The sequence below is a fragment of the Cellulomonas sp. GTC20042 genome (genome assembly GCF_055389595.1).
Genome location: NZ_AP043678.1, coordinates 3,483,676 through 3,504,674 on the forward strand (window position 1 = coordinate 3,483,676; position 20,999 = coordinate 3,504,674).

Below are 20,999 nucleotides of genomic sequence, written 5' to 3' on the forward strand. Positions count from 1 at the left end.
CCCGTCATCCCTCGGCGAGCCGGTCCAGCGCCAGCGCCGCGAGCACCGCCGGCCCGACCGCGAGCGCCTCGTCGGCGAACCGGGCCTGCGGCGAGTGGTTGTACGCGGCGGTGGCGGGGTCGGTGCCGACGGGGGTGGCGCCGAGGCCGAGGTAGGTGCCGGGCACCTCCTGGAGCACGTAGGAGAAGTCCTCCGCGCCGGAGATCGGCTGCGGCGCCGGGTAGTAGGCCTGCTCGCCGAACAGCCCCCGGGTCAGACCGGCGGCGCGGACCACCTCGTCGGGGGTGTTGACGGTGACCGGGTAGCCGCGCTCGTACTCGACGGTGACGGTGAGCCCGTGGGCGGCGGCGATCCCCTCGCAGACCCGGGTCAGCCGCTCGGGCACCACGGTGTGCACGGCCTCGGAGAACGAGCGCACGGTGGCCTCGAGCCGGGCGGTGGCGGGGATGACGTTGTCGGTGGTGCCGGCCTCGATCTTGCCGACGGTGACGACCACCGGGTCGAAGGCGTCGAACTGCCGGGTGACCATCGCCTGGAGCGCGAGCACGATCTCGGCGGCGACCGGCACCGGGTCCTGCGCGAGGTGCGGCATGGAGCCGTGGCCGCCGCGCCCGTGCACGGTGACGTGGACGGTGTCCGCCGCGGCGAGCATGGTGCCGGGCCGGCTGGTGACCAGGCCCGCGGGCAGGATCGACGACATCACGTGCAGCCCGTAGGCGGCGACCACCCGGTCACCGGCGGCGTCCAGCACGCCCTCGTCGATCATGATCTTCGCGCCGTGGTCGCCCTCCTCGCCGGGCTGGAACATCAGCACGACGGATCCCGCGATCTCGTCCCGCCGGGCGGCGAGCAGCCGGGCGGCGCCGACCAGGCCGGCGACGTGCAGGTCGTGCCCGCAGGCGTGCATGACGCCGGGGTTCTCGCTGCTGAACTCCTCGCCGCTGTCCTCGGTGACCGGCAGCGCGTCCATGTCGCCGCGCAGCAGCACCGCCGGTCCGGGGCGGGCACCGCGCAGCACGGCCACCACGGAGGTGAGGGCGGTGCCGGTGCTGACCTCGAGGTCGAGCGGGGCGAGCGCGTCGAGGACCAGCCGCTGGGTGCGCGGCAGGTCGAGCCCGAGCTCGGGGGTGCGGTGCAGGGCGTGGCGCAGGGCCACGACCTCGGGCAGCTGGGCCTGGGCGTCGGCGCGCAGGCCGGCGAGGACGGTGGGGTCGAGCATCACGCCTCCGGGGTGGTGGACAGGACGCTGCTCTCCGCGCGGGTGCCGACCATGGTGTCGACGGGGTACATCAGCCGCTCGGAGACCAGCCAGGAACCCACGGCGGAGATCGTCAGGCCGATCGCGGCGTACACCGGCACCAGCCGGAGCGCGTCGTGCGAGATCAGCCACTCCGCCACGAACAGGAACGTACCGCCGAAGACCGCGATGGCGGCGCCGGCGGGCACCCCGAGCGCCACCGCCCGGATCGGCACCGGGAACAGCCGCGCCCCGGCGACCGGTGTCACGCCGAGCTGGAGGCCGATGCAGATCGTGAACAGCGGGGCGGCGACGAGGTAGGGCACCACCCCGGCGGCGACGCCGAGCATGAGCGGCACCACCAGCACCGCGGCGGCGGTGAAGCCGATCCGGATCATCGGCAGCGGTCCCACCCGGTCGGCGAGGAAGCCGGAGGTGATCATCGCGAGCAGCAGGCAGACCAGCGCCACGGTGTGCTGACTGGTCGCTGCCCCCTCGGTGTAGTGCCCGGTGTGCACGGCGAACTCGGGCAGGTACACGCTGCCGAAGTACACGCCCATGGTCGAGCCGATGGTCAGCATGAACGCCAGCAGCATCCGCCCGAGGTGGCGGCGGACCAGGGTCGGCGCGGGCTCGGCGCCGGCGGCCTGCGCCCGCTGGAAGACCTCGGACTCCGGCACGCCCCGGCGGATCCACAGCGCGATCAGCCCGCACAGCGACGCGACGGCGAAGGCGATCCGCCAGCCGCCGCCCTCCACCCCGTCCACGCCGAGCACCCCGATCAGCACGGCGAGCACCACGGTCGCGGCGAGGGTGCCGAGGGCGTCGCCGGAGTACGCGAAGGCGCCGTAGCGGTGCCGGCGCTCGGGCGGTGCCACCTCCACCACGTAGGTCGCGGCGGTCGCCACCTCGCCGCCCATCGCGATCCCCTGGAGCAGCCGCGCCGCGACGACGACCACCGCCGCCCACGGCCCGGCCACCGCGTAGGTCGGGGCCAGCGCGATCAGCGCGGAGCCGACGGCGATCAGCGCCACCGAGATCAGCAGGCCGGCGCGCCGGCCCCGGGTGTCGGTGATCCGGCCCATCAGGAACGAGCCCACCGGTCGGGCGACGAAGCCCGCCGCGAACACCACGTAGGCGCCGAGCACCTGGGTCACCGGGTCGTCGCCGGGGAACACCTGACCGGCGAAGTACGGCGCGAGCAGCCCGTAGATCGTCCAGTCCAGCGACTCCACGAAGATCCCGGCCGTGCTGGCCACGACGACCCTGGTGCGCACCTTCGCCACGGCGACCTCCTGCGATCCGGCCGGTGCCCACCCGCCGGCGGCGGGTGTGACCTGGCACATCGTGGCCCAGACGTGTGTCGTCGGCATGACGACCGTGCGTCGGGCGGGCACCGGGGCACGTATCGTGGTGCGGATGGCCACCTTCAGCGAGCACCTGCGCGGCAGGTCGGACGAGGAGCTGGTGGACCTGCTGCTCCGGCGGCCGGACCTCGCGCACCCCTCGCCGGCCACGCTGACGTCCCTGGCGGCGCGCGCCACCAGCCGGCCGAGCCTCGAGCGGGCGCTGGCCACCTGCGACGCCGCGGTGCTCCAGGCCGTCGAGTCCGTGGTGGCGCTGCTGGACGGTGCCGAGCCCGCGACCGGGGTGCGTGCCCGCGCGGTCGCGACGGCGGTCGGCGCCACCGGGCGCGCCGAGGTCGCCGCGGTGAAGGACGCCCTCGGCACCGCCACCGCGCTCGCCCTGCTCCAGCCGTCGGGACGGGCCGCCGATCCCGACCTGCGTCCCGCGCCGGGGCTGGCCGAGCTGCTCGGGCCGTACACCGCCGGCCTGGCCGCCGGTTCCGCCGCCGAGGGCCCCGACGACGTCACCGCGGCGCTGGCCGCCACCTCCCCCGCCGGCCGCGCGGTGCTGGACGCCCTGGCCTGGGGGCCGCCGGTCGGCCTGCCGCCGGAGCAGGGCGCGGGCGCCGCCGCCGTCGAGGACCTGGTGGCGCGCGGCCTGCTGGCACGGCCGGACGCGCGCCACGTGCTGCTGCCCCGCCCGGTCGCCCTGGCGCTGCGGGACGGCCGCACCCACCGCTCCCCCGCGCGCCGACCGGCCGGTGCCGAGATCGCGCGCCGGACCGAGGTGCTGGTGCAGGCCGAGCAGGCCACCGCCGCCGAGCGCGCGGTCCGCCTGGTCGCCGGGCTGGTCCGCTCCTGGGAGCGCACGCCGCCGGCGGTGCTGCGCGCGGGCGGCCTGGGCGTGCGGGACCTGCGCCGCGCCGCCCAGGTGCTCGAGGTCGCCGAGGCCGAGGCCGCGCTGGTCGTCGAGCTGGCGGGGGTCGGCGGGCTGGTCCGGGACGACGGCGAGGAGCAGCCCGGCTACGTGCCGACCACCGCCGCCGACGAGTGGGCCGCCCTCGACCTGCCGCACCGCTGGGCCCGGCTGGTCGGCTGGTGGGCGGCCACCCCGCGCGCGGCCTGGCTGATCGGCGCTCGCGACGAGCGGAACGTCGTGCGCGCGGCCCTGGGCGCCGAGGTGGCCCGGCCGTGGGCGCCGAGGCTGCGCCGCTCGGTGCTGTCCGTGCTCGCCGAGATGGAGCCCGGCGCCGCCCCCACCGAGGCGGACGTGCTCGCCGTGCTCGCCTGGCGCACCCCGCGGGCGCTGCCGCCCGCCGACGCGGTCGCCGCCGTGCTGCGCGAGGCCGGCTGGCTGGGGCTGCTCGGCGCCGGCGCGCTCGGCTCCGCAGGCCGGGCGCTGCTGAGCACCGTGGCCGACGGCGCGCCGGAGGTGCCGGGATCGACGCCGGCCGACGAGGAGCCGGTGGCCGCCGCCCTCGCCGCCGCGCTGCCGCCCGCGGTGGACGACCTGCTGCTCCAGGCCGATCTGACCGGCATCGTCCCGGGCCGCCCGACCGAGGACCTGGAACGCCTGCTGGACGCGAGCGCCCGGGTGGAGTCGCGCGGCGGCGCGGTGACCGTGCGGTTCACCCCGGAGTCGGTGCGCGACGCCCTGGACGCCGGGTCGAGCGCCGACGACCTGCTGGCCGACCTGGGCCGGCACGCGCGCGGCGGGGTGCCGCAGCCGCTGGAGTACCTGGTGCGGGACGCGGCGCGGCGGCACGGCCGGCTGCGCGGCGGCAGCATCTCCTCCTACGTGCGCACCGAGGACCCGGCGCTGCTCGCCGGGCTGGCCGAGGACCCGCGGCACGCCGGCCTGGGCCTGGTCCGGCTCGCGCCGACCGTGCTGGCCGCGCAGGCACCGCTGCCCGACCTGCTCGCGGCGCTGCGCGCGCACGGGCTCGCGCCGGTCGCCGAGACCCCGGACGGCCGGGTGCTGCACGCCGCGCCGACCGTGCGCCGGGTGGTCGCGACCCGCTCGTCCCGCACCGGCCGGTCCGCCGAGCGGTCCCGTGCCGCCGAGGATCGCGGGCGGGGCCCGGTGCCGCCGGCCGACCGGGCCGCCGCGCTGGTCGGGGTGCTGCGCCGCGCCGAGCAGGCGCGCGACGGCGCGGTGACCCGCTCCCGCCTCCCCGATCCCGCCGGCACCCCGGAGCCCACCACCACCGCACCCGCGGCCCCCGCGCGCCGGAGCGCGGGAACAGCCGACCCCGGCGAGGCGTTGGGGCTGCTGCGCGAGGCGGCCGCCGAGCACGCGGAGGTGTGGTTGGAGATGGTCGGCCCGCGCGGAGCCCTGGAACGCCGCCGGGTCCGCCCGCTGCGGGTCGACGGCGGCCGGGTGCGCGTGGTCGACACCGCCCGGGACGCCGAGCTCGTCGTCGCGGCGCACCGGATCGCCTCGGTCGCCCCCACCACCGCCTGACCCCCACCCACCCGCTGCGAACGGACTGCGCATGACCGACGGACCGCTGATCGTCCAGAGCGACAAGACCCTGCTGCTCGAGGTGGACCACGACCGCGCGGAGGCGTGCCGCCGCGCCATCGCCCCCTTCGCGGAGCTGGAGCGCGCCCCCGAGCACGTGCACACCTACCGGCTGACCCCGCTCGGCCTGTGGAACGCCCGCGCCGCCGGCCACGACGCCGAGCAGGTGGTCGACACGCTGCTCGAGTACTCCCGCTACCCGGTGCCGCACGCCCTGCTGGTGGACGTCGCCGAGACCATGTCCCGCTACGGCCGGCTGCAGCTCGTCGCGCACCCGGTGCACGGGCTGGTGCTGCACGCCCTGGACGCCGCCGTGCTGGCCGAGGTGCTGCGCTCCAAGCGCACCGCCGGCCTGGTGGGCGAGCGGATCGACTCCACCGACGTGGTGGTGCACCCCTCGCAGCGCGGCACGCTCAAGCAGGCGCTGCTCAAGCTCGGCTGGCCCGCCGAGGACCTCGCCGGCTACGTGGACGGCGAGGCGCACCCGATCGACCTGGACACCTCCGGCGAGTCCGACCCGGCCCCCGACGGCACCCCGCGCCCGTGGACGCTGCGCCCGTACCAGGCGGAGGCCGCCGACGGGTTCTGGCACGGCGGCTCCGGCGTGGTCGTGCTGCCCTGCGGCGCCGGCAAGACGCTGGTCGGCGCGGCGGCGATGGCCCGGTCGAAGACCACGACGCTGATCCTGGTGACCAACACCGTGTCCGCCCGGCAGTGGCGCGACGAGCTGCTGCGCCGCACCACGCTGACCGAGGACGAGATCGGCGAGTACTCCGGTGCCCGCAAGGAGATCCGCCCCGTCACCATCGCCACGTACCAGGTGCTGACGCTGCGCCGGAAGGGCGAGTACCCGCACCTGGAGCTGCTGGACGCCCGCGACTGGGGCCTGATCCTCTACGACGAGGTGCACCTGCTGCCGGCGCCGATCTTCCGGATGACCGCCGACCTCCAGGCCCGCCGCCGGCTCGGCCTCACCGCGACGCTGGTCCGCGAGGACGGCCGCGAGGACGAGGTGTTCAGCCTGATCGGCCCCAAGCGCTACGACGCCCCGTGGAAGGACATCGAGGCGCAGGGCTACATCGCGCCGGCCGACTGCGTCGAGGTGCGCCTGACGCTGCCCGACCGCGACCGGATGATCTACGCCACAGCCGAGCCGGAGGACAAGTACCGGCTGGCCGCGAGCGCCCCCGGCAAGTCGCAGGTGGTCCGCCGCCTGGTCGCGCAGCACGCCGGGGAGCCGACCCTGGTGATCGGGCAGTACATCGACCAGCTCGAGGAGCTCGCCGACGACATCGGCGCCCCGGTGATCACCGGCTCGACCTCGGTGCCGGAGCGCCAGCGGCTGTTCGACGCGTTCCGTCACGGCGAGATCACCACCCTGGTGGTCAGCAAGGTCGCGAACTTCTCGATCGACCTGCCCGAGGCGTCCGTGGCGATCCAGGTGTCCGGCTCCTTCGGCTCCCGGCAGGAGGAGGCCCAGCGCCTCGGCCGCCTGCTGCGCCCCAAGGGCGACGGCCGCACCGCGCACTTCTACGCGGTGATCGCGCGGGACACCGTCGACCAGGACTTCGCCCAGCACCGGCAGCGCTTCCTGGCCGAGCAGGGCTACGCCTACCGGATCGTCGACGCGGAGGACCTGGACCGCAGGAGCGAGGACCCGGCGGGCGCCTGAGCCGGTCGAGCCGCTGGTGGGAACCACCGGGGGCGCCGGGTCGTTGCGAGGGGTGCACACCCTGAGAAAGGATCACCGGGTGCCGTCGTCGCTGCGTGGACTCACCGCCCTCGTCCCCCTCGCCCTGGGGGCGTCCCTGCTGGTCGGAGCCGCGCCCGCGGCCCCGGACCTCGCAGGCGCGCCCGTCGCGACCACGGTCCGGACCGAGGCCCCGCCGACGCTGACCGGCGAGCTCACCGACCTCGCCGGGGCGGTCGCCGGGCAGGAGTCCGAGATCTCCGCGGCGCAGGACCAGCTCGCGCAGGACACCGACCTGCAGCTCTACGTGGTCTACGTGGACACCTTCGACGGCAGCACGCCGTCGATGTGGGACGTGCAGACGCGGCAGAAGAACGGGCTCGGCGCGAACGACCTGCTGCTGTCCGTCGCGGTGGACTCGCGGAACTACTACCTGTCGCCGAGCAGCGTCACCGGCGTGAGCTCCTCCGACCTGGACGCGGTGGCCGGCGACGTCGAGGACGCGCTGCGCCAGGACGAGTGGGCGCAGGCCGCGGTGGTCGCCGCCGACGGCGCCCGGGACGCCGTGGTGAACGGCGGGGGCAACTTCCTGATCAGCAACCTGCTGTTCCTCGGCGTGATCGCGATCGTCGTCGTCCTGATCGTGACCTTCGTCCGCAGCCGGCGTCGGCAGCGCGCGGGGATCGGCGTCGCGCGCCCGACCGGCCCGCCGCGCCCGCAGACGCCGGGCGGACCCGCCGGCGAGCTGGCCCAGCTGCCCACCGCCGAGCTGGACCGCCGCTCCGCCTCCGCCCTGGTCGGCATCGACGACGCGCTGCGCACCTCGGAGCAGGAGCTCGGCTTCGCCCAGGCGCAGTTCGGCCCGGAGTCGACGCAGGAGTTCGAGAAGGTGCTGGCCTGGTCCAAGCAGCAGGTCACCGAGGCCTTCCGGCTGCGGCAGACCCTGGACGACGACGTGCCGGACACCGAGCCGCAGATCCGGGACACCGCGACGCGCATCCTGCACACGATCACGCAGGTCTCGAACGCCCTGGAGGGGCAGCGCGACGCCTTCGACCAGCTGCGTGCCGTCGAGGCCCGCGCCGACGAGGCGATCGAGGCGCACGCCCGCACCGCCGCCACCCAGCACGCCCGGATCGAGGCCGCCCGCACCACCCTGGCCACCCTCGGCGCGCGCTACCCCGAGGACGCCCTGGTGTCGGTCCGGCAGAACCCGGACCAGGCCGAGAACCTGCTCGGCGAGATCGGCACCGCCCTGGACCAGGCTCGGGCCGCGAGCGCCGGCGGCGACCGAGCGCTCGCCGTCCGGTACGCCCGCGCCGCCGAGGAGGCCCTCGGCCAGGTCGGCACCCTGCTCGACGCCGTGGACCGTGCGGGCACCGAGCTCGCCACCATCGGCTCCCGCCTGGACGCCGGGCTGACCTCGATCAGCTCCGACCTGGAGGACGTCGACCGGCTCGCCCCCCGCGACCCGCAGGTGGCCCCCCGCGCCGAGCAGGCCCGCGCCGCCGTGGCCGTGGCCCGCGCCGCCCGCACCGGTGACGGCGACCCGCTGGCCGCCCTGCGCGACCTCACCGCCGCCGAGGCCGCCCTGGACTCCGCGCTGGCCCCGCACCGCGAGCACCAGGAGCGCGCCCGCCGCGCCCTCGGCCTGCTCGACCAGACGCTCGGCCGCCTGGAGTCCGCGATCCGCGGCACCACCGACTACATCGAGACCCGGCGCGGCGCCGTCGGCCCCGAGGCACGCACCCGGCTCGCGGAGGCCGACCGGCTGATGCGGGTCGCGATCGACCAGCGCGCCACCGACCCCGAGCAGGCGCTCGGCACCGCCCAGCAGGCCGAGCGCCTGGTGCGCGACGCGCAGAACCTCGCCCAGCGCGACGTCGACTACTCCGACGACCAGCGGCGCGGCGGCGGCGACGGCGGCATGGGCCAGCTCGGCGGCATGGTGCTCGGCGGCATCCTGATCGACTCCATCCTGCGCGGCGGCGGCGGCTTCGGCGGCGGCCACCACGGCGGGGGCGGCGGCTTCGGCGGGGGCTTCGGCGGCGGTGGGGGTCGCGGCGGCGGCTTCGGCGGCGGCGGGGGCGGCGGCCGTGGCGGCGGCTTCTAGACCGGAACCAGACCCAGCACGACCTTCAGCACCACCCACCAGAGAGGCACGAGGCGATGACCGAGAAGCAGAGCATCTTCGGACGGATCACCCAGCTCGCGCGCGCGAACATCAACGCGCTGCTCGACCAGGCCGAGGACCCGCAGAAGATGCTGGACCAGCTCGTGCGCGACTACACCAGCTCGATCGCCGAGGCGGAGAAGGCCATCGCGCAGACGATCGGCAACCTGCGCCTGGCCGAGCAGGACTACAACGAGGACGTCGCCGCGGCCCGCGAGTGGGGCAGCAAGGCCCTCGCCGCCTCGGCCCGCGCCGACCAGTACCGCCAGGCCGGCGACGCCGCCAACGCCGACAAGTTCGACAACCTGGCCAAGGTCGCCCTCGGCAAGCAGATCTCCGCGGAGGGCGAGGTCCGTGAGGCCGAGCCGCTGATCTCCTCGCAGCGCGAGACCGTCGAGAAGCTCAAGTCGGGCCTGGCGCAGATGAAGGACAAGCTCGGCCAGCTCAAGCAGCGGCGGGACACCCTGGTCGCCCGCCAGAAGTCCGCGCAGGCGCAGCAGACGGTCCAGACCGCGATCTCCTCGATCAACGTGCTCGACCCGACCAGCGAGATCGCGCGCTTCGAGGAGAAGGTCCGCCGCGAGGAGGCCCTCGCCATGGGCCAGGCCGAGATCGCGGCGTCCTCCCTCGACGCCCAGTTCGCCGAGCTGGAGACCTCCGGCGAGCAGATCGAGATCGAGGCCCGTCTGGCGGCCCTCAAGTCCGGCAGCGCCCCCGCGCAGCTCGGCACCACCCCGGTCACCCCGCAGATCGAGGCCTGAGCCCCGACCTGCGCCTGACGCACCGCGCCCCCTGGCCCTCGACGGGCTCAGGGGGCGCGGTGCGTGCGGGGGGTCTCAGGCGGCGGCGCGGCCCGCTGCTCGCTCAGGCCGCGGCGCGGCCCGCCGCGCGCGCGACGACGATCTCGGCGAAGGTGCGGGCGATCGTGCGCCCGGCCGCGGCGACCGCCTCGTCGTGCGCGGCCACCACCTCGTCGATCGCGGCGACGTCCTCGCCGGCCTCCACCGCCCAGTCGTGCATCAGCGCCGGCGAGGCCTCGGGGTGGAACTGCACGCCCCAGGCCGATCCGGTGCGGAACGCCTGGTACGGGTACATCCGCGAGGCGGCCAGCCAGGTCGCGCCGCGCGGCAGGTCCACGATCGCGTCCGCGTGCATCGTCGGCATCGGCGTGCTGCGCCCGTCCGCCGCCAGGGCGCCGAGCAGCGGGTCGCCGGTGGCCTCGGGCCGCCAGCGCACGTCCACGATCCCGGCCTCGCGCCCCGGAGGGGCGGCCACGTGCACCCGCCCGCCGGTGGCGACCGCGAGCAGCTGCGCGCCCAGGCAGATCCCCAGCGTCGGCACGTCGGCGGCCACGGCCTCGGCCAGCAGCGCACGGGTCGCCGCGACGCCGGGCTCGTGCTCGTCGTGCGCAGACATCCGGCCGCCGAGCACCACCAGCCCGTCCAGGTCGGCGGCGGGGCCGGTCTGCTCGCCCAGGTCGGCGCGCACCAGGCGCACCTCGGCGCCGTCGAGCTGGTCGGCGAACCGGTCGAGCGGCACGACCGCGTCGAGCTGGACCACGGTGATGACGGCAGGCGTGCCCGAGTTGTCGACAGTCACGAGGCAGCACGGTACCTGCTGCATCACGGACCGCCGGCACCCGTTCGTCCCGGTCCCCGGCGGGCCGGCCCGGCGACCAGGCCGGACGTCCGACCGGTGCGGCGCACGTCTCACCCGCCGGGCGCCGCAGATCCGCGTGATCCTGCGGAATCGACGCGCAGCGGGCTCCCAGGCGCCACCCAGCATCCGGGGGCACACTGTGACGGTGACCGCCGCACCCGCACAGCCCGAGGCCCGGCTGCTCGTCGTCGACGACGAGCCGAACATCCGGGAGCTCCTCGCCACGTCCCTGCGCTTCGCCGGCTTCGAGGTGCACTCCGCCGCCGACGGCGGTGCCGCGCTGCGCCTGGCCAAGCAGGTCACCCCGGACCTGCTCGTGCTCGACGTGATGCTGCCCGACATGGACGGCTTCACCGTCACCCGCCGGCTGCGCGAGAAGGGCCAGCACATCCCGGTGCTGTTCCTCACCGCCCGCGACGACACCGCGGACAAGATCACCGGCCTGACCGTCGGCGGCGACGACTACGTCACCAAGCCGTTCAGCCTGGAGGAGGTCGTCGCCCGGATCCGCGCGATCCTGCGGCGCACCCATGGCGGCGAGGCGCCCTCGGCCAGCGTGCTCACCTACGAGGACCTGGAGCTGGACGAGGACTCGCACGAGGTGCGCCGCGCCGGCCAGGTGGTCGACCTGTCCCCCACCGAGTTCAAGCTGCTGCGCTACCTGCTGCTCAACCCCGGGCGCGTGCTGTCCAAGGCGCAGATCCTCGACCACGTCTGGCAGTACGACTGGGGCGGCGACGCCAACATCGTCGAGTCCTACATCTCCTACCTGCGCCGCAAGGTCGACCAAGTGGTCGGGGCGGACGGCGCCAAGGTCGTGCCGCTGATCCAGACCAAGCGCGGCGTCGGCTACATGCTCCGCCGCCCGGCCGGGTCGTGACCGCAGGACCGTCCGGGCAGCCCGCACCCGCCGGACCGCCCGCGCCCGACGCCCGCGTCTGGCCCGCGCCGGACCAGGCCGCCGCCTGGCGCTCCACCGTGCCCGGTCCGGACGGCGACCCGCTGCCGGACGAGGACCCGACGACGCCCGAGGACGACCGCGTGCCGGGCCCCATCCGCGCCGCCTGGCACCGCACCCCGCTGCTCGCCCGGCTGGTCGGCATCACCGCCGTGCTGCTCGCCGCGGGGCTCGGCCTGGCGGGGGCGATCACGACGACCTCGCTGCGCGGCTTCCTGATCGACCAGGTCGACCGCCAGCTCACCTCCCAGGCCAAGATCGCCGTGTCGCAGGGCTACGGCGCGTACACCCGCGAGGGGAACCTCGACGGGCTCGACACCATGTGGCAGTCCGGCTACGCGATCGAGGTGCACCTGTTCCAGCTGTCCGGCGCGATCGCCCCGGACCCGCAGGTGGTCGACGCCGCCGGCACGCCGCACCTGCCCGACGTCACCTACGCCGACCTGGACGAGTACGCCGACGGCACCACCGTCACCAGCAGCATGCGCGGGTCGAGCTGGCGGGTGGCCGTCGTCCCGATCGAGGACAGCAGCAAGACGGTGATCGGCTGGGTGACCGTCGCGCAGCCGCTCGCCACCGTGCAGGAGACCGTCGGCAAGGCCGCGCTGCTCCAGTGGTCCGCCGCCGCCGCGATCCTGCTGATCGGGGTGATCGTCGGCGCCTGGGCGGTCCGGCGCTCCCTGCGCCCGCTGCGGGAGATCGAGGCCGTCGCCGCCACCATCGCCGCCGGGGACCTGTCCGGCCGCGTGCCCGAGGCGCCCACCTCCACCGAGGTCGGCCGGCTCGGCGCCGCGCTGAACGGCATGCTGAGCCAGATCGAGACCGCCTTCGACGCCCGCACCGCCTCGGAGGAGCGGATGCGCCGGTTCGTCGCCGACGCCTCCCACGAGCTGCGCACCCCGCTGGCCGCGATCCGCGGCTACGGCGAGCTGTACCGGATGGGCGCCCTCACCGAGACCGCGCAGGTGGACGACACCATGCGGCGGATCGAGCAGTCGGCCACCCGGATGGGCGGGCTGGTGGAGGACCTGCTCGCGCTCGCCCGCCTGGACGCCGGCCGCCAGGACCGCTCCGAGCCGGTCGACCTCGCCGTGCTCGCCACCGACGCCGCCCACGACCTGCGCGCCCTGGACCCCGCCCGCACCGTGCGCGTCGGCTCGCTGCCCGGCACCACCACCGCCCTGGACGAGGACCCCGCGGAGGGTGACGTCCACCACGTCGAGCAGCCCACCGTCGTGCACGGCGACGAGGCGCGGCTGCGCCAGGTGCTCGCCAACCTGATCGGCAACGTCGTCCGCCACACCCCCGCCGCCAGCCCGGTCGAGATCCTCGTCGGACGGCGCGCGGAGCAGGTCGTCGTCGAGGTGCGCGACCACGGCCCCGGCATCTCCCCCGAGCACGCGCGCCGCGTCTTCGAGCGGTTCTACCGGGTCGATCCCAGCCGCACGCGCGACGGCAGCGGCACCGGCGGCGGGGCCGGCCTCGGCATGGCGATCGTCGCCGCGATCGTCGAGGCGCACGGCGGCACGGTCGAGCTGGTGGCCACCGAGGGCGGCGGCGCGACCGTCCGGGTGGCCCTGCCGACGGGTGGCCCCGCACCGGCCGAGCCGGGTCCGGATCACCCCACGGCCTGATCGCCACCGGGCGCGAGGGCGGTCGAGCGAGGGCTACCATGGCCCGTCCGAGCACGGTCGTCTGTCTTTCGTGAGGCTTGTCCATGGGCGTCTACGACGCACCACAGTGGTTGTTGTCCGCCTTCTCCCGCAGCGCGGCAGGCGCCGGGGCCACCGCCTCGGCCGAGCGCATCCGCGAGGTCGGCGCCGAGCTGATCGAGCGGTGGACCGGCACGGGCCGGACGTACCACAACCTCCGGCACCTCACCGACGTGCTGGCCCGGGTGGACGAGCTCGCCGAGGAGACCCACGAGCCCGAGCTGGTCCGGCTGGCCGCCTGGTACCACGGCGCGATCTTCGACGCCGCCGACGTCGCCGCCTACGCCAACCGTGGCGGTGAGGACGAGGTCGCCTCGGCCCGCCTGGCCCGCGAGCAGCTCACCGACCTCGGCGTCCCCGCCCCGGCGGTCGACCGCGTGCACACCATGGTGATCGCCCTGGTCCGGCACGCCGCCGACCCGACCGACTTCGACTGCGCGGTGCTCTGCGACGCCGACCTCGCGATGCTGGCCGCCGAGCCGCAGCGCTACAAGGCCTACCTGCACGACGTCCGCGAGGAGTACGCGCAGATCCCGATGGCGGACTACCTGCGCGCGCGGGTCAAGATCGTCAAGAAGCTGCTCGCCCGGCCCAGCCTGTTCGTCAGCCCGCTCGGTGCCGCCTGGGAGGAGCCCGCGCGGCAGAACCTCGCCGCCGAGCTGCACAAGCTGGAGAAGGTGCTGGCGCAGATCGACGCCGAGAGCGGCGCCGCGGACGCTCCCGGCGAGCCGGCGCCCGCCGTCGTCGACCTGGCGCAGACCGTGCCGCACCGCGCCGGACCGGCCGCGGGGGCGTGACGGTCCTCGTCGACCCGCCGATGTGGCCCCGCCACGGTCGGCTGTGGGCGCACCTCGTCTCCGACACCTCGCTCGCCGAGCTGCACGGCTTCGCCGCCCGTGCCGGCCTGCCCCCGCGCGGCTTCGACCGCGACCACTACGACGTGCCGGACAGCATGCACGCCGAGCTGGTCGCCCTGGGCGCCGAGCCCGTGTCCGCCGGCGAGCTGATCCGCCGGCTGCGTGCCTCCGGCCTGCGCATCCCCGCCCGCGACCGCACCCCGCACGCCCACTGACCCCCGCGCTCTGACCCGACGCACGCGCCCACGCGTTCGCTCGCCGAGCTTGCACGAAAGCACCCTTCACGCGCCCGGAAGCCTGCATCCGTGCAACCTCGACGCCTCCGGCGCGCCGAGCGGGCACTTCCTGTCGCCCATGTCGGACAGTGAGCGACAGGTTCTCCCCTCTCGCTGAGCGCCGCGCCGGCCGCACGCGTCCGGGCACGCGAGAGGCCGGCCACCCCACGCGGGGTGACCGGCCTCTCGGGCGTGCGGTGCGGACCTAGCGGCCCGCGTGCGGCGGGATCAGAAGTCCATGCCGCCCATGCCGCCGTCGGCGCCCGGACCGGCCGGGGCGGCCTTTTCCGGCTTGTCCGCCACGACGGCCTCGGTGGTGAGGAACAGCGCCGCGATCGACGCCGCGTTCTGCAGCGCGGAGCGGGTGACCTTGACCGGGTCGTTCACGCCCGCGGCGAGCAGGTCCTCGTACACGCCGGTCGCGGCGTTGAGGCCCTGGCCGGCGGGGAGGTTGCGCACCTTCTCCGCCACGACGCCGCCCTCGAGACCGGCGTTGACGGCGATCTGCTTGAGCGGGGCGTCGATCGCCACCTTGACGATGTTCGCGCCGGTCGCCTCGTCGCCCGTGAGCTCGAGCTTCTCGAACGCGGTCTTGCCGGCCTGGATCAGCGCGACGCCACCACCGGCGACGATGCCCTCCTCGACGGCCGCCTTGGCGTTGCGCACGGCGTCCTCGATGCGGTGCTTGCGCTCCTTGAGCTCGACCTCGGTGGCCGCGCCCGCCTTGATGACGGCCACGCCGCCGGCGAGCTTGGCGAGGCGCTCCTGGAGCTTCTCGCGGTCGTAGTCCGAGTCGGAGTTCTCGATCTCGGCACGGATCTGGTTGACGCGGCCCTGGATCTGGCCGGCGTCGCCCGCACCCTCGACGATCGTGGTCTCGTCCTTGGTGATGACGACCTTGCGCGCCTGGCCGAGGACCTCGAGGCCCACGGTGTCGAGCTTGAGGCCGACGGTCTCCGAGACGACCTGGCCACCGGTGAGGATGGCCATGTCCTGCAGCATCGCCTTGCGGCGGTCGCCGAAGCCCGGCGCCTTGACGGAGGCGGACTTGAAGGTGCCGCGGATCTTGTTGACGACGAGCGTGGCCAGGGCCTCGCCCTCGACGTCCTCGGCGACGATGAACAGCGGCTTGCCGGACTGGATGACCTTCTCCAGCAGCGGCAGCAGGTCCTTGACGTTCGAGATCTTCGACTCGACGAGCAGCACGTAGGCGTCCTCGAGGACGGCCTCCTGGCGCTCCGGGTCGGTCACGAAGTACGCCGACAGGTAGCCCTTGTCGAAGCGCATGCCCTCCGTGAGCTCGAGCTCCAGGCCGAGGGCGTTGGACTCCTCGACCGTGATCACGCCCTCCTTGCCGACCTTGTCGAGGGCCTCGGCGATGAGCTCGCCGATCGCGGTGTCACCGGCGGAGATGGACGCGGTGGCGGCGATCTCCTCCTTGGTCTCGATCTCCTTCGCCTGGGCGAGCAGCTCGACGGTGACGGCCTCGACGGCCTGCTCGATGCCCTTCTTCAGGGCGATCGGGTTGGCGCCGGCGGCGACGTTGCGCAGACCCTCGCGCACGAGCGCCTGGGCCAGCACGGTGGCGGTGGTGGTGCCGTCGCCCGCGACGTCGTCCGTCTTCTTGGCGACCTCCTTGACGAGCTCCGCACCGATCTTCTCGAACGGGTCCTCGAGGTCGATCTCCTTGGCGATGGAGACGCCGTCGTTGGTGATCGTGGGGGCGCCCCACTTCTTGTCCAGGACGACGTTGCGGCCCTTCGGGCCGAGGGTGACCTTGACGGTGTCGGCGAGGGCGTTCAGACCCCGCTCGATGCCGCGACGGGCCTCCTCGTTGAAGGCAATGATCTTGGCCATGGGGCTATCGATCCTTCACTGTGGCTCGTGGTTCGGCCGCCTCGGTGCCCGCGACGGACGGACTGCCGCCCCGCGGTCACGTCCCGCGGAGCGGCGGACCTCACCGGGTCGGCCTGGGTTGTCATTCTGTCACTCTCAGCCCGAGAGTGCTAAGTCCATGGTTAGCACTCGCCCCTGCCGAGTGCAAGGCGCTGCGGGGTCCCGGGGGGCGGGACGCGCGGATGTTCGTCGAGGGCGATCACGCAACGCGCCCGCCCGGGCCGACAGCCCGCTCCGATAGCCTCGCGGCCATGCCCGAGGACGCCCGCACCGCCGAGCGCGCCCGCCCGCGCCGACGCGGGAGCCGCCCGGTCGCGGTGATCGCCCTCGCGGCGCTGGCCGCCACGCTCGTCACGGTCGGTGTCACCGGCCCCCGCACCGGTCACGTGGACCTGTACGGCGAGGGCGTGGCCCTGGACGCGAGCGGGGACGTGGTCATCGTGCCCGCCGGCACCGAGCCGCTGCTGCACGAGGGCACCCGCGTGCTGGACGACGGGTCGGCGGCCTCCGCGGCGCTGGCCGCCGAGCAGCGGGACTGGCTGGCCGACGGCGAGGTGCCCGGCGCGGACGGCCCCTACGCCGACATGGTCACGGACGCGCTGCTGGACCTCCGCACGCTGCTGCTGGACGACGGCGCGGTGGTGGCGGCGTGGACGCCGTACTGGCGGTACGTGTGGCCGCGGGACGCGTCCTTCGTGGCGGTGGCGCTGGCCCGCACCGGTCACCTCCAGGACGCGCTGGACGTGCTGGGCTTCCTCGCGCGGGTGCAGGAGGCCGACGGCGGATTCGAGGCGCGCTACCTGCCGAACGACACCGGCGACGTGCCGGACGACCGCGGGCGGCAGACCGACGGCACGGGCTGGGCGCTCTGGGCGGCGGGCCAGGTGGTCGCCGCCGCCCCGCAGGACGAGCGCGTGGCGACCGCGACGACGCTGCGACCGCTGGTGGACCGCGCGGCCGCGCACGCCGAGACGCTGGTCGCCGGGGACGGCCTGCCGCCGGTCTCCCCGGACTACTGGGAGGTCGAGGAGGACGCGCTGACGCTGGGCACCGTCGCCCCGCTGCTCGCCGGGCTCGAGGCGGCCGCCGACCTCTACACGCTGATCGGCGCCCCGCAGGACGCGGCCCGGGCGCAGGACGCCGCCGACCTGACCCGCACGGCGGTCGAGGAGGAGTTCGGCGACGCGAGCGCCTACGGCCGCTACGCCGACGGCAGCCAGGCCGACGCGGCGAGCGCCTTCACCCTGCCCCCGTTCCAGCCCGAGCCGCTGACCGGGGCGCTGGACGCCTGGTCGGCCTCCGCCGAGCAGATGGCCCGGCCGGCGGGCGGGCTCGCGCCAGGCGCCGGCTGGCGGCAGGACGGGATCTCCTGGACGCCGCAGACCTCGCTCTACGCGCTGACGGCCGCCGCCAACGGCCAGACCGACGAGGCGCGCGCCTGGCTCGACTGGCTGGACGCGCACCGCACCGACCTGGGCGCGCTGCCGGAGAAGGTGCTGGCCGACGGCGAGCCCGCGGCCGTGGCACCGCTGGCGTGGACGGCGGCCTGCGTGGTGCTGGCGGTCACCGAGCTCGACGCCGCGGGCTGAGGCCCCGGCGCCGGGACGCCGCGACCCCCGGCGTGGCTCAGAGCGGGCGGACCTGCTCGGCCTGCGGGCCCTTGGTGCCCTGACCGACCTCGAACTCGACCTGCTGGCCCTCGTCGAGGGACCGGTAGCCGTCGGACTGGATCGAGCTGTAGTGCACGAAGAGGTCCTGACCGCCGTCGGCCGGGGTGATGAACCCGTAGCCCTTCTCGGCGTTGAACCACTTGACGGTTCCCTGCGGCATCCGGTGCTCCTGCGACGTGGGGTGGACGGACGCGCCGAGCGTAGCCGCGAGCCCACGACCGGCGGAAGGGGTGCCACCCGTCCGGATCTGCCCGGGTGCGCGGGTGACGGTCGGGCGGTCAGCCCTCGAAGTCGGAGAGCAGCAGCACCGCGATGCCGTCCTCGGCGTCCGTCGCGGACTCGGTGACGGTGGTGATGCCCAGGGTGTCGGCCACCAGCTGCGCGGTGGTCGCCAGGTCGGCGGAGGCGTAGTAGACCGTGGTGACGGTCCGGCCGCTCGCGGTGCCGTTGCCGGCGGTGACGTCGGTGAACCCGGCGGCCTCCAGGTCGGCGGCGACGCCCGCGGCGAGGCCGCTGACGCGTGCGGCGTTGAGCACGGCGACCGGGGTGCTGAGCACGGGCTCCGGCGCGGCCGGCGCGTCCTCGGTCTGCTCCGGCGTCTGCGCGGGGTCGGCGGCCTCGGTGGACCCGGTCTCGGCGGGCTCGGAGGCGACCGGGGACTCCTCGGCCTCGGTGCTCGTGCCGGTGCCGGGCAGCTGGAGGCCGCCGTCCTGGGAGGACGCCCACAGCACGAAGCCGATCGTGGCGGCTGCCACGACGACCGGGACGGTCACGAAAGCCCACCACCGGCTCCACCAGGACCGGGGTGCACGGTGCACGCCGATCGGTGCGTCCTGCGCCGGTGCGGCGTCGAACTCGTCCTCCGGGTACGGGTAGCTGCCCTTGCTCACGGCGGACAGGCTAACGGCTCCGGCTGGCAGAGCAGGACGATCCGCGCCGGTCACGCACGGGATCGACACGAATCGCCGGACCGGCGACCTCGCGGGTCAGGCGTCGGTGCCCAGCCGGCGGGCGGTGCGGGCGCGCTGCCGGGTGGACCGCATGCGGCGCAGGCGCTTGACGAGCATCGGGTCGTGCGCGAGGGCCGCCGGGGAGTCGATCAGCGCGTTGAGCACCTGGTAGTAGCGGGTCGCCGACATGTCGAACAGCTCGCGGACGGCCTGCTCCTTGGCGCCGGCGTACTTCCACCACTGCCGCTCGAACGCCAGCACCTCGCGGTCCCGCTCGGACAGCCCGGATGCGTCCGCCGCGTCGGTCCCGTCGGTGGCCCCGCCGTCGATCGCGGTCAGCCGCGTGCTCGACGTCACGTCCATCGCCGCCTCCTGCGTCCGGGTCTCCGCGCGGGTGCTGCACGGCCGCCGCCCATCGTACGGCGGGAATCACACAGGTGTCATTCACGGCGGGGCCCGGCCCGCTAGCCTCGCACGGTGACCACCCCGCAGCCCCTGTCCGCGCTCGTGGCCCCCGACTGGGCGGCCGCGCTGGCCCCCGTCGAGCCGATCGTGCACGCCGCCGGCGCCTTCCTGCGCGAGGAGGTCGCGGCCGGCCGGGAGTACCTGCCCGCGGGCCCGGACATCCTGCGTGCGTTCGCCCGCCCGCTCGCCGACGTGCGCGTGCTGATCGTCGGGCAGGACCCGTACCCGACGCCCGGGCACCCGATGGGCCTGTCGTTCTCGGTGCAGCCGGACGTGCGCCCGGTGCCGCGCTCGTTGGCGAACATCTTCACCGAGCTCCAGGCCGATCTGGGCGTGGCCCCGCCGAGCACCGGCGACCTGTCCCCCTGGGCGGACCGCGGCGTCATGCTGCTCAACAGGGTGCTCACGGTGCGGCCCGGCGAGCCCGCCTCCCACCACGGCAAGGGCTGGGAGGCGGTCACCGAGCGCGCCATCGCCGCCCTGGTGGAGCGCGGCGGCCCGCTGGTGGCGGTGCTGTGGGGCCGGCACGCCCAGTCCTTGCAGCCGGCGCTCGGCGCGGTGCCCTCGGTGGCCAGCGCGCACCCGAGCCCGCTGTCCGCCAGCCGGGGCTTCTTCGGCTCGCGGCCGTTCAGCCGGGTCAACGAGCTGCTGGTCGCGCAGGGGGCCGACCCGGTCGACTGGTCGCTGCCCTGATCGACCCCGCCCGGGCGACCTCGGTGCACGCCGGGCGCAGGTCGCACGCGCACGGCCCCTCCGGCGGGTCCATACTGCGGCGGGTGAGCACGCCCGACCCCCGCCCCGTCCCCCGCTGGCAGCGCTACGTCGCGATCGGCGACTCGTTCACCGAGGGGCTGTGGGACTCCCCGCAGGGCCCCGACGCCCCGCAGCGCGGCTGGGCGGACGTGCTGGCCGGCCTGCTGTCCGACCGGCGCCGGGCGGCCGGGCAGACGCCGCTGCGCTACGCGAACCTGGCGATCCGTGGGCGGCTGCTGCGCCCGATCGTGCTGGAGCAGGTGCCGGCGGCCCTCGAGCTGGAGCCCGACCTGGTCAGCCTGGTCGGCGGCGGGAACGACATCCTGCGCCCGGGCACGGACGTCGACGTGCTGGCCCGCGGGCTGGAGAACGCCGTGGCACGGATCCGGGCGACCGGAGCCGACGTGCTGCTGGCCACCGGCTTCGACTCCGCCGGATCGCCGATCGTGCAGTCCACCCGGCACAAGGTCGGGCTGTTCAACGCGCACCTGTGGTCGATCGCCCGGCGGCACGACGCGTACGTGCTCGATCTGTGGGGCATGCGGCACCTGCGCTCGATGCAGGCGTGGGCGCCGGACCGGATCCACCTGACCACCGAGGCGCACGCCCGGGTGGCGCAGGGCGCCCTGCGCGGGCTCGGTCTCGAGCCGGACGACCCCTCCTGGGACGCGCCGCTTCCCGCCACCCCGCCGCTGTCCCGGGCCGAGCGGGCACGCGAGGACGCCCGCTGGCTGCGGACCTACGCCTACCCGTGGGCGACGCGCCGGCTGCGCCGGGTGTCCTCCGGCGACCAGCGCACCGCCAAGCTGCCGACGCTCACCGAGGTCTGAGCCG

At 75.4% G+C, this 20,999-nt stretch carries 18 protein-coding genes; 11 read left to right on the forward strand and 7 right to left on the reverse strand.

Going from position 1 to position 20,999, the window contains the following annotated elements:
• Window positions 1–4: 4 nt before the first annotated feature.
• Entirely contained in the window at window positions 5–1,219 is a 1,215-nt protein-coding gene (locus tag ACZ5HG_RS16140; protein WP_464178151.1) for a M20 metallopeptidase family protein, read from the reverse strand.
• On the reverse strand, window positions 1,219–2,610 hold the full coding sequence (locus ACZ5HG_RS16145; protein ID WP_464178153.1) for an MFS transporter: 1,392 nt from the start codon (window positions 2,608–2,610) through the stop codon (window positions 1,219–1,221). The genes ACZ5HG_RS16140 and ACZ5HG_RS16145 overlap by 1 nt, the downstream gene beginning before the upstream one ends.
• Before the next feature lie 46 nt (window positions 2,611–2,656).
• Between ACZ5HG_RS16145 and ACZ5HG_RS16150 the strand changes: the two genes are divergently transcribed.
• The 4 genes from ACZ5HG_RS16150 to ACZ5HG_RS16165 all read left to right on the forward strand — a co-directional run bounded on the left by ACZ5HG_RS16150 (window position 2,657) and on the right by ACZ5HG_RS16165 (window position 9,731).
• Complete coding sequence (locus tag ACZ5HG_RS16150; protein ID WP_464178155.1) at window positions 2,657–5,047, forward strand: helicase-associated domain-containing protein; 2,391 nt, start codon at window positions 2,657–2,659, stop codon at window positions 5,045–5,047.
• Window positions 5,048–5,078: 31 nt separating this feature from the next.
• The gene (locus tag ACZ5HG_RS16155; protein WP_464178157.1) at window positions 5,079–6,779 is read left to right on the forward strand and encodes a DNA repair helicase XPB; all 1,701 of its coding nucleotides are present in this window, start codon (window positions 5,079–5,081) and stop codon (window positions 6,777–6,779) included.
• A 79-nt stretch (window positions 6,780–6,858) separates the two neighbouring features.
• Window positions 6,859–8,910: a TPM domain-containing protein gene (locus ACZ5HG_RS16160; protein ID WP_464178159.1), complete on the forward strand. Its 2,052-nt coding sequence runs from the start codon at window positions 6,859–6,861 to the stop codon at window positions 8,908–8,910.
• Between the two features lie 56 nt (window positions 8,911–8,966).
• Window positions 8,967–9,731 carry a PspA/IM30 family protein gene (locus tag ACZ5HG_RS16165; protein ID WP_464178161.1) on the forward strand — a complete coding sequence of 255 codons (765 nt, stop codon included), beginning with the start codon at window positions 8,967–8,969 and terminating at the stop codon, window positions 9,729–9,731.
• Window positions 9,732–9,834: 103 nt separating this feature from the next.
• Here the strand turns inward: ACZ5HG_RS16165 and ACZ5HG_RS16170 are convergent, their stop codons facing one another.
• A complete protein-coding gene (locus tag ACZ5HG_RS16170; RefSeq protein WP_464178163.1) occupies window positions 9,835–10,569 on the reverse strand; it encodes a type 1 glutamine amidotransferase in 735 nt (244 codons plus the stop codon).
• A 205-nt stretch (window positions 10,570–10,774) separates the two neighbouring features.
• Between ACZ5HG_RS16170 and ACZ5HG_RS16175 the strand changes: the two genes are divergently transcribed.
• The 4 genes from ACZ5HG_RS16175 (at window position 10,775) to ACZ5HG_RS16190 (ending at window position 14,371) form a co-directional block, all read left to right on the forward strand.
• A complete protein-coding gene (locus ACZ5HG_RS16175; RefSeq protein WP_464178165.1) occupies window positions 10,775–11,509 on the forward strand; it encodes a response regulator transcription factor in 735 nt (244 codons plus the stop codon).
• Window positions 11,506–13,221, forward strand: coding sequence for a sensor histidine kinase (locus ACZ5HG_RS16180; protein ID WP_464178167.1), 1,716 nt, complete (start codon window positions 11,506–11,508; stop codon window positions 13,219–13,221). Before ACZ5HG_RS16175 ends, ACZ5HG_RS16180 begins: the two co-directional genes overlap by 4 nt.
• An 83-nt stretch (window positions 13,222–13,304) precedes the next feature.
• Window positions 13,305–14,096: an HD domain-containing protein gene (locus ACZ5HG_RS16185; protein WP_464178170.1), complete on the forward strand. Its 792-nt coding sequence runs from the start codon at window positions 13,305–13,307 to the stop codon at window positions 14,094–14,096.
• Window positions 14,093–14,371, forward strand: coding sequence for a DUF4031 domain-containing protein (locus ACZ5HG_RS16190; protein ID WP_464178172.1), 279 nt, complete (start codon window positions 14,093–14,095; stop codon window positions 14,369–14,371). Before ACZ5HG_RS16185 ends, ACZ5HG_RS16190 begins: the two co-directional genes overlap by 4 nt.
• A 288-nt stretch (window positions 14,372–14,659) precedes the next feature.
• Here ACZ5HG_RS16190 and groL read toward each other — a convergent pair whose 3' ends face one another.
• The gene (groL, locus tag ACZ5HG_RS16195) at window positions 14,660–16,288 is read right to left on the reverse strand and encodes a chaperonin GroEL (RefSeq protein ID WP_464178174.1); all 1,629 of its coding nucleotides are present in this window, start codon (window positions 16,286–16,288) and stop codon (window positions 14,660–14,662) included.
• A gap of 290 nt (window positions 16,289–16,578) precedes the next feature.
• Here groL and ACZ5HG_RS16200 point away from each other — a divergent pair, with 290 nt between their 5' ends.
• Window positions 16,579–17,916 (forward strand): glycoside hydrolase family 15 protein, encoded by a 1,338-nt coding sequence (locus ACZ5HG_RS16200; RefSeq protein WP_464178177.1) that lies wholly within the window; start codon window positions 16,579–16,581, stop codon window positions 17,914–17,916.
• A gap of 37 nt (window positions 17,917–17,953) precedes the next feature.
• On the opposite strand, the gene ACZ5HG_RS16205 is transcribed toward ACZ5HG_RS16200, so the two are convergent.
• The 3 genes from ACZ5HG_RS16205 to ACZ5HG_RS16215 form a co-directional block, all read right to left on the reverse strand.
• Entirely contained in the window at window positions 17,954–18,157 is a 204-nt protein-coding gene (locus ACZ5HG_RS16205; protein ID WP_464178179.1) for a cold-shock protein, read from the reverse strand.
• 118 nt (window positions 18,158–18,275) lie between these two features.
• Entirely contained in the window at window positions 18,276–18,887 is a 612-nt protein-coding gene (locus tag ACZ5HG_RS16210) for a LytR C-terminal domain-containing protein (protein ID WP_464178181.1), read from the reverse strand.
• A 96-nt stretch (window positions 18,888–18,983) separates the two neighbouring features.
• Complete coding sequence (locus tag ACZ5HG_RS16215) at window positions 18,984–19,310, reverse strand: DUF3263 domain-containing protein (protein WP_464178183.1); 327 nt, start codon at window positions 19,308–19,310, stop codon at window positions 18,984–18,986.
• 114 nt (window positions 19,311–19,424) lie between these two features.
• On the opposite strand from ACZ5HG_RS16215, the gene ACZ5HG_RS16220 reads away from it, so the two are divergent.
• Window positions 19,425–20,105, forward strand: coding sequence for a uracil-DNA glycosylase (locus ACZ5HG_RS16220; protein ID WP_464178185.1), 681 nt, complete (start codon window positions 19,425–19,427; stop codon window positions 20,103–20,105).
• A gap of 83 nt (window positions 20,106–20,188) precedes the next feature.
• Window positions 20,189–20,995 carry an SGNH/GDSL hydrolase family protein gene (locus ACZ5HG_RS16225; protein WP_464178187.1) on the forward strand — a complete coding sequence of 269 codons (807 nt, stop codon included), beginning with the start codon at window positions 20,189–20,191 and terminating at the stop codon, window positions 20,993–20,995.
• Window positions 20,996–20,999: the final 4 nt, after the last annotated feature.

What these genes read in the sequence shown, in the direction of transcription:
- ACZ5HG_RS16165 (WP_464178161.1), top strand. Translation starts at nt 8,967, where the DNA reads ATGACCGAGAAGCAGAGCATCTTCGGACGGATCACCCAGCTCGCGCGC.
- ACZ5HG_RS16140 (WP_464178151.1), bottom strand. Translation starts at nt 1,219, where the DNA reads ATGCTCGACCCCACCGTCCTCGCCGGCCTGCGCGCCGACGCCCAGGCC.
- ACZ5HG_RS16215 (WP_464178183.1), bottom strand. Translation starts at nt 19,310, where the DNA reads ATGGACGTGACGTCGAGCACGCGGCTGACCGCGATCGACGGCGGGGCC.
- ACZ5HG_RS16205 (WP_464178179.1), bottom strand. Translation starts at nt 18,157, where the DNA reads ATGCCGCAGGGAACCGTCAAGTGGTTCAACGCCGAGAAGGGCTACGGG.
- ACZ5HG_RS16145 (WP_464178153.1), bottom strand. Translation starts at nt 2,610, where the DNA reads ATGCCGACGACACACGTCTGGGCCACGATGTGCCAGGTCACACCCGCC.
- groL (WP_464178174.1), bottom strand. Translation starts at nt 16,288, where the DNA reads ATGGCCAAGATCATTGCCTTCAACGAGGAGGCCCGTCGCGGCATCGAG.
- ACZ5HG_RS16150 (WP_464178155.1), top strand. Translation starts at nt 2,657, where the DNA reads ATGGCCACCTTCAGCGAGCACCTGCGCGGCAGGTCGGACGAGGAGCTG.
- ACZ5HG_RS16155 (WP_464178157.1), top strand. Translation starts at nt 5,079, where the DNA reads ATGACCGACGGACCGCTGATCGTCCAGAGCGACAAGACCCTGCTGCTC.
- ACZ5HG_RS16200 (WP_464178177.1), top strand. Translation starts at nt 16,579, where the DNA reads ATGCCCGAGGACGCCCGCACCGCCGAGCGCGCCCGCCCGCGCCGACGC.
- ACZ5HG_RS16185 (WP_464178170.1), top strand. Translation starts at nt 13,305, where the DNA reads ATGGGCGTCTACGACGCACCACAGTGGTTGTTGTCCGCCTTCTCCCGC.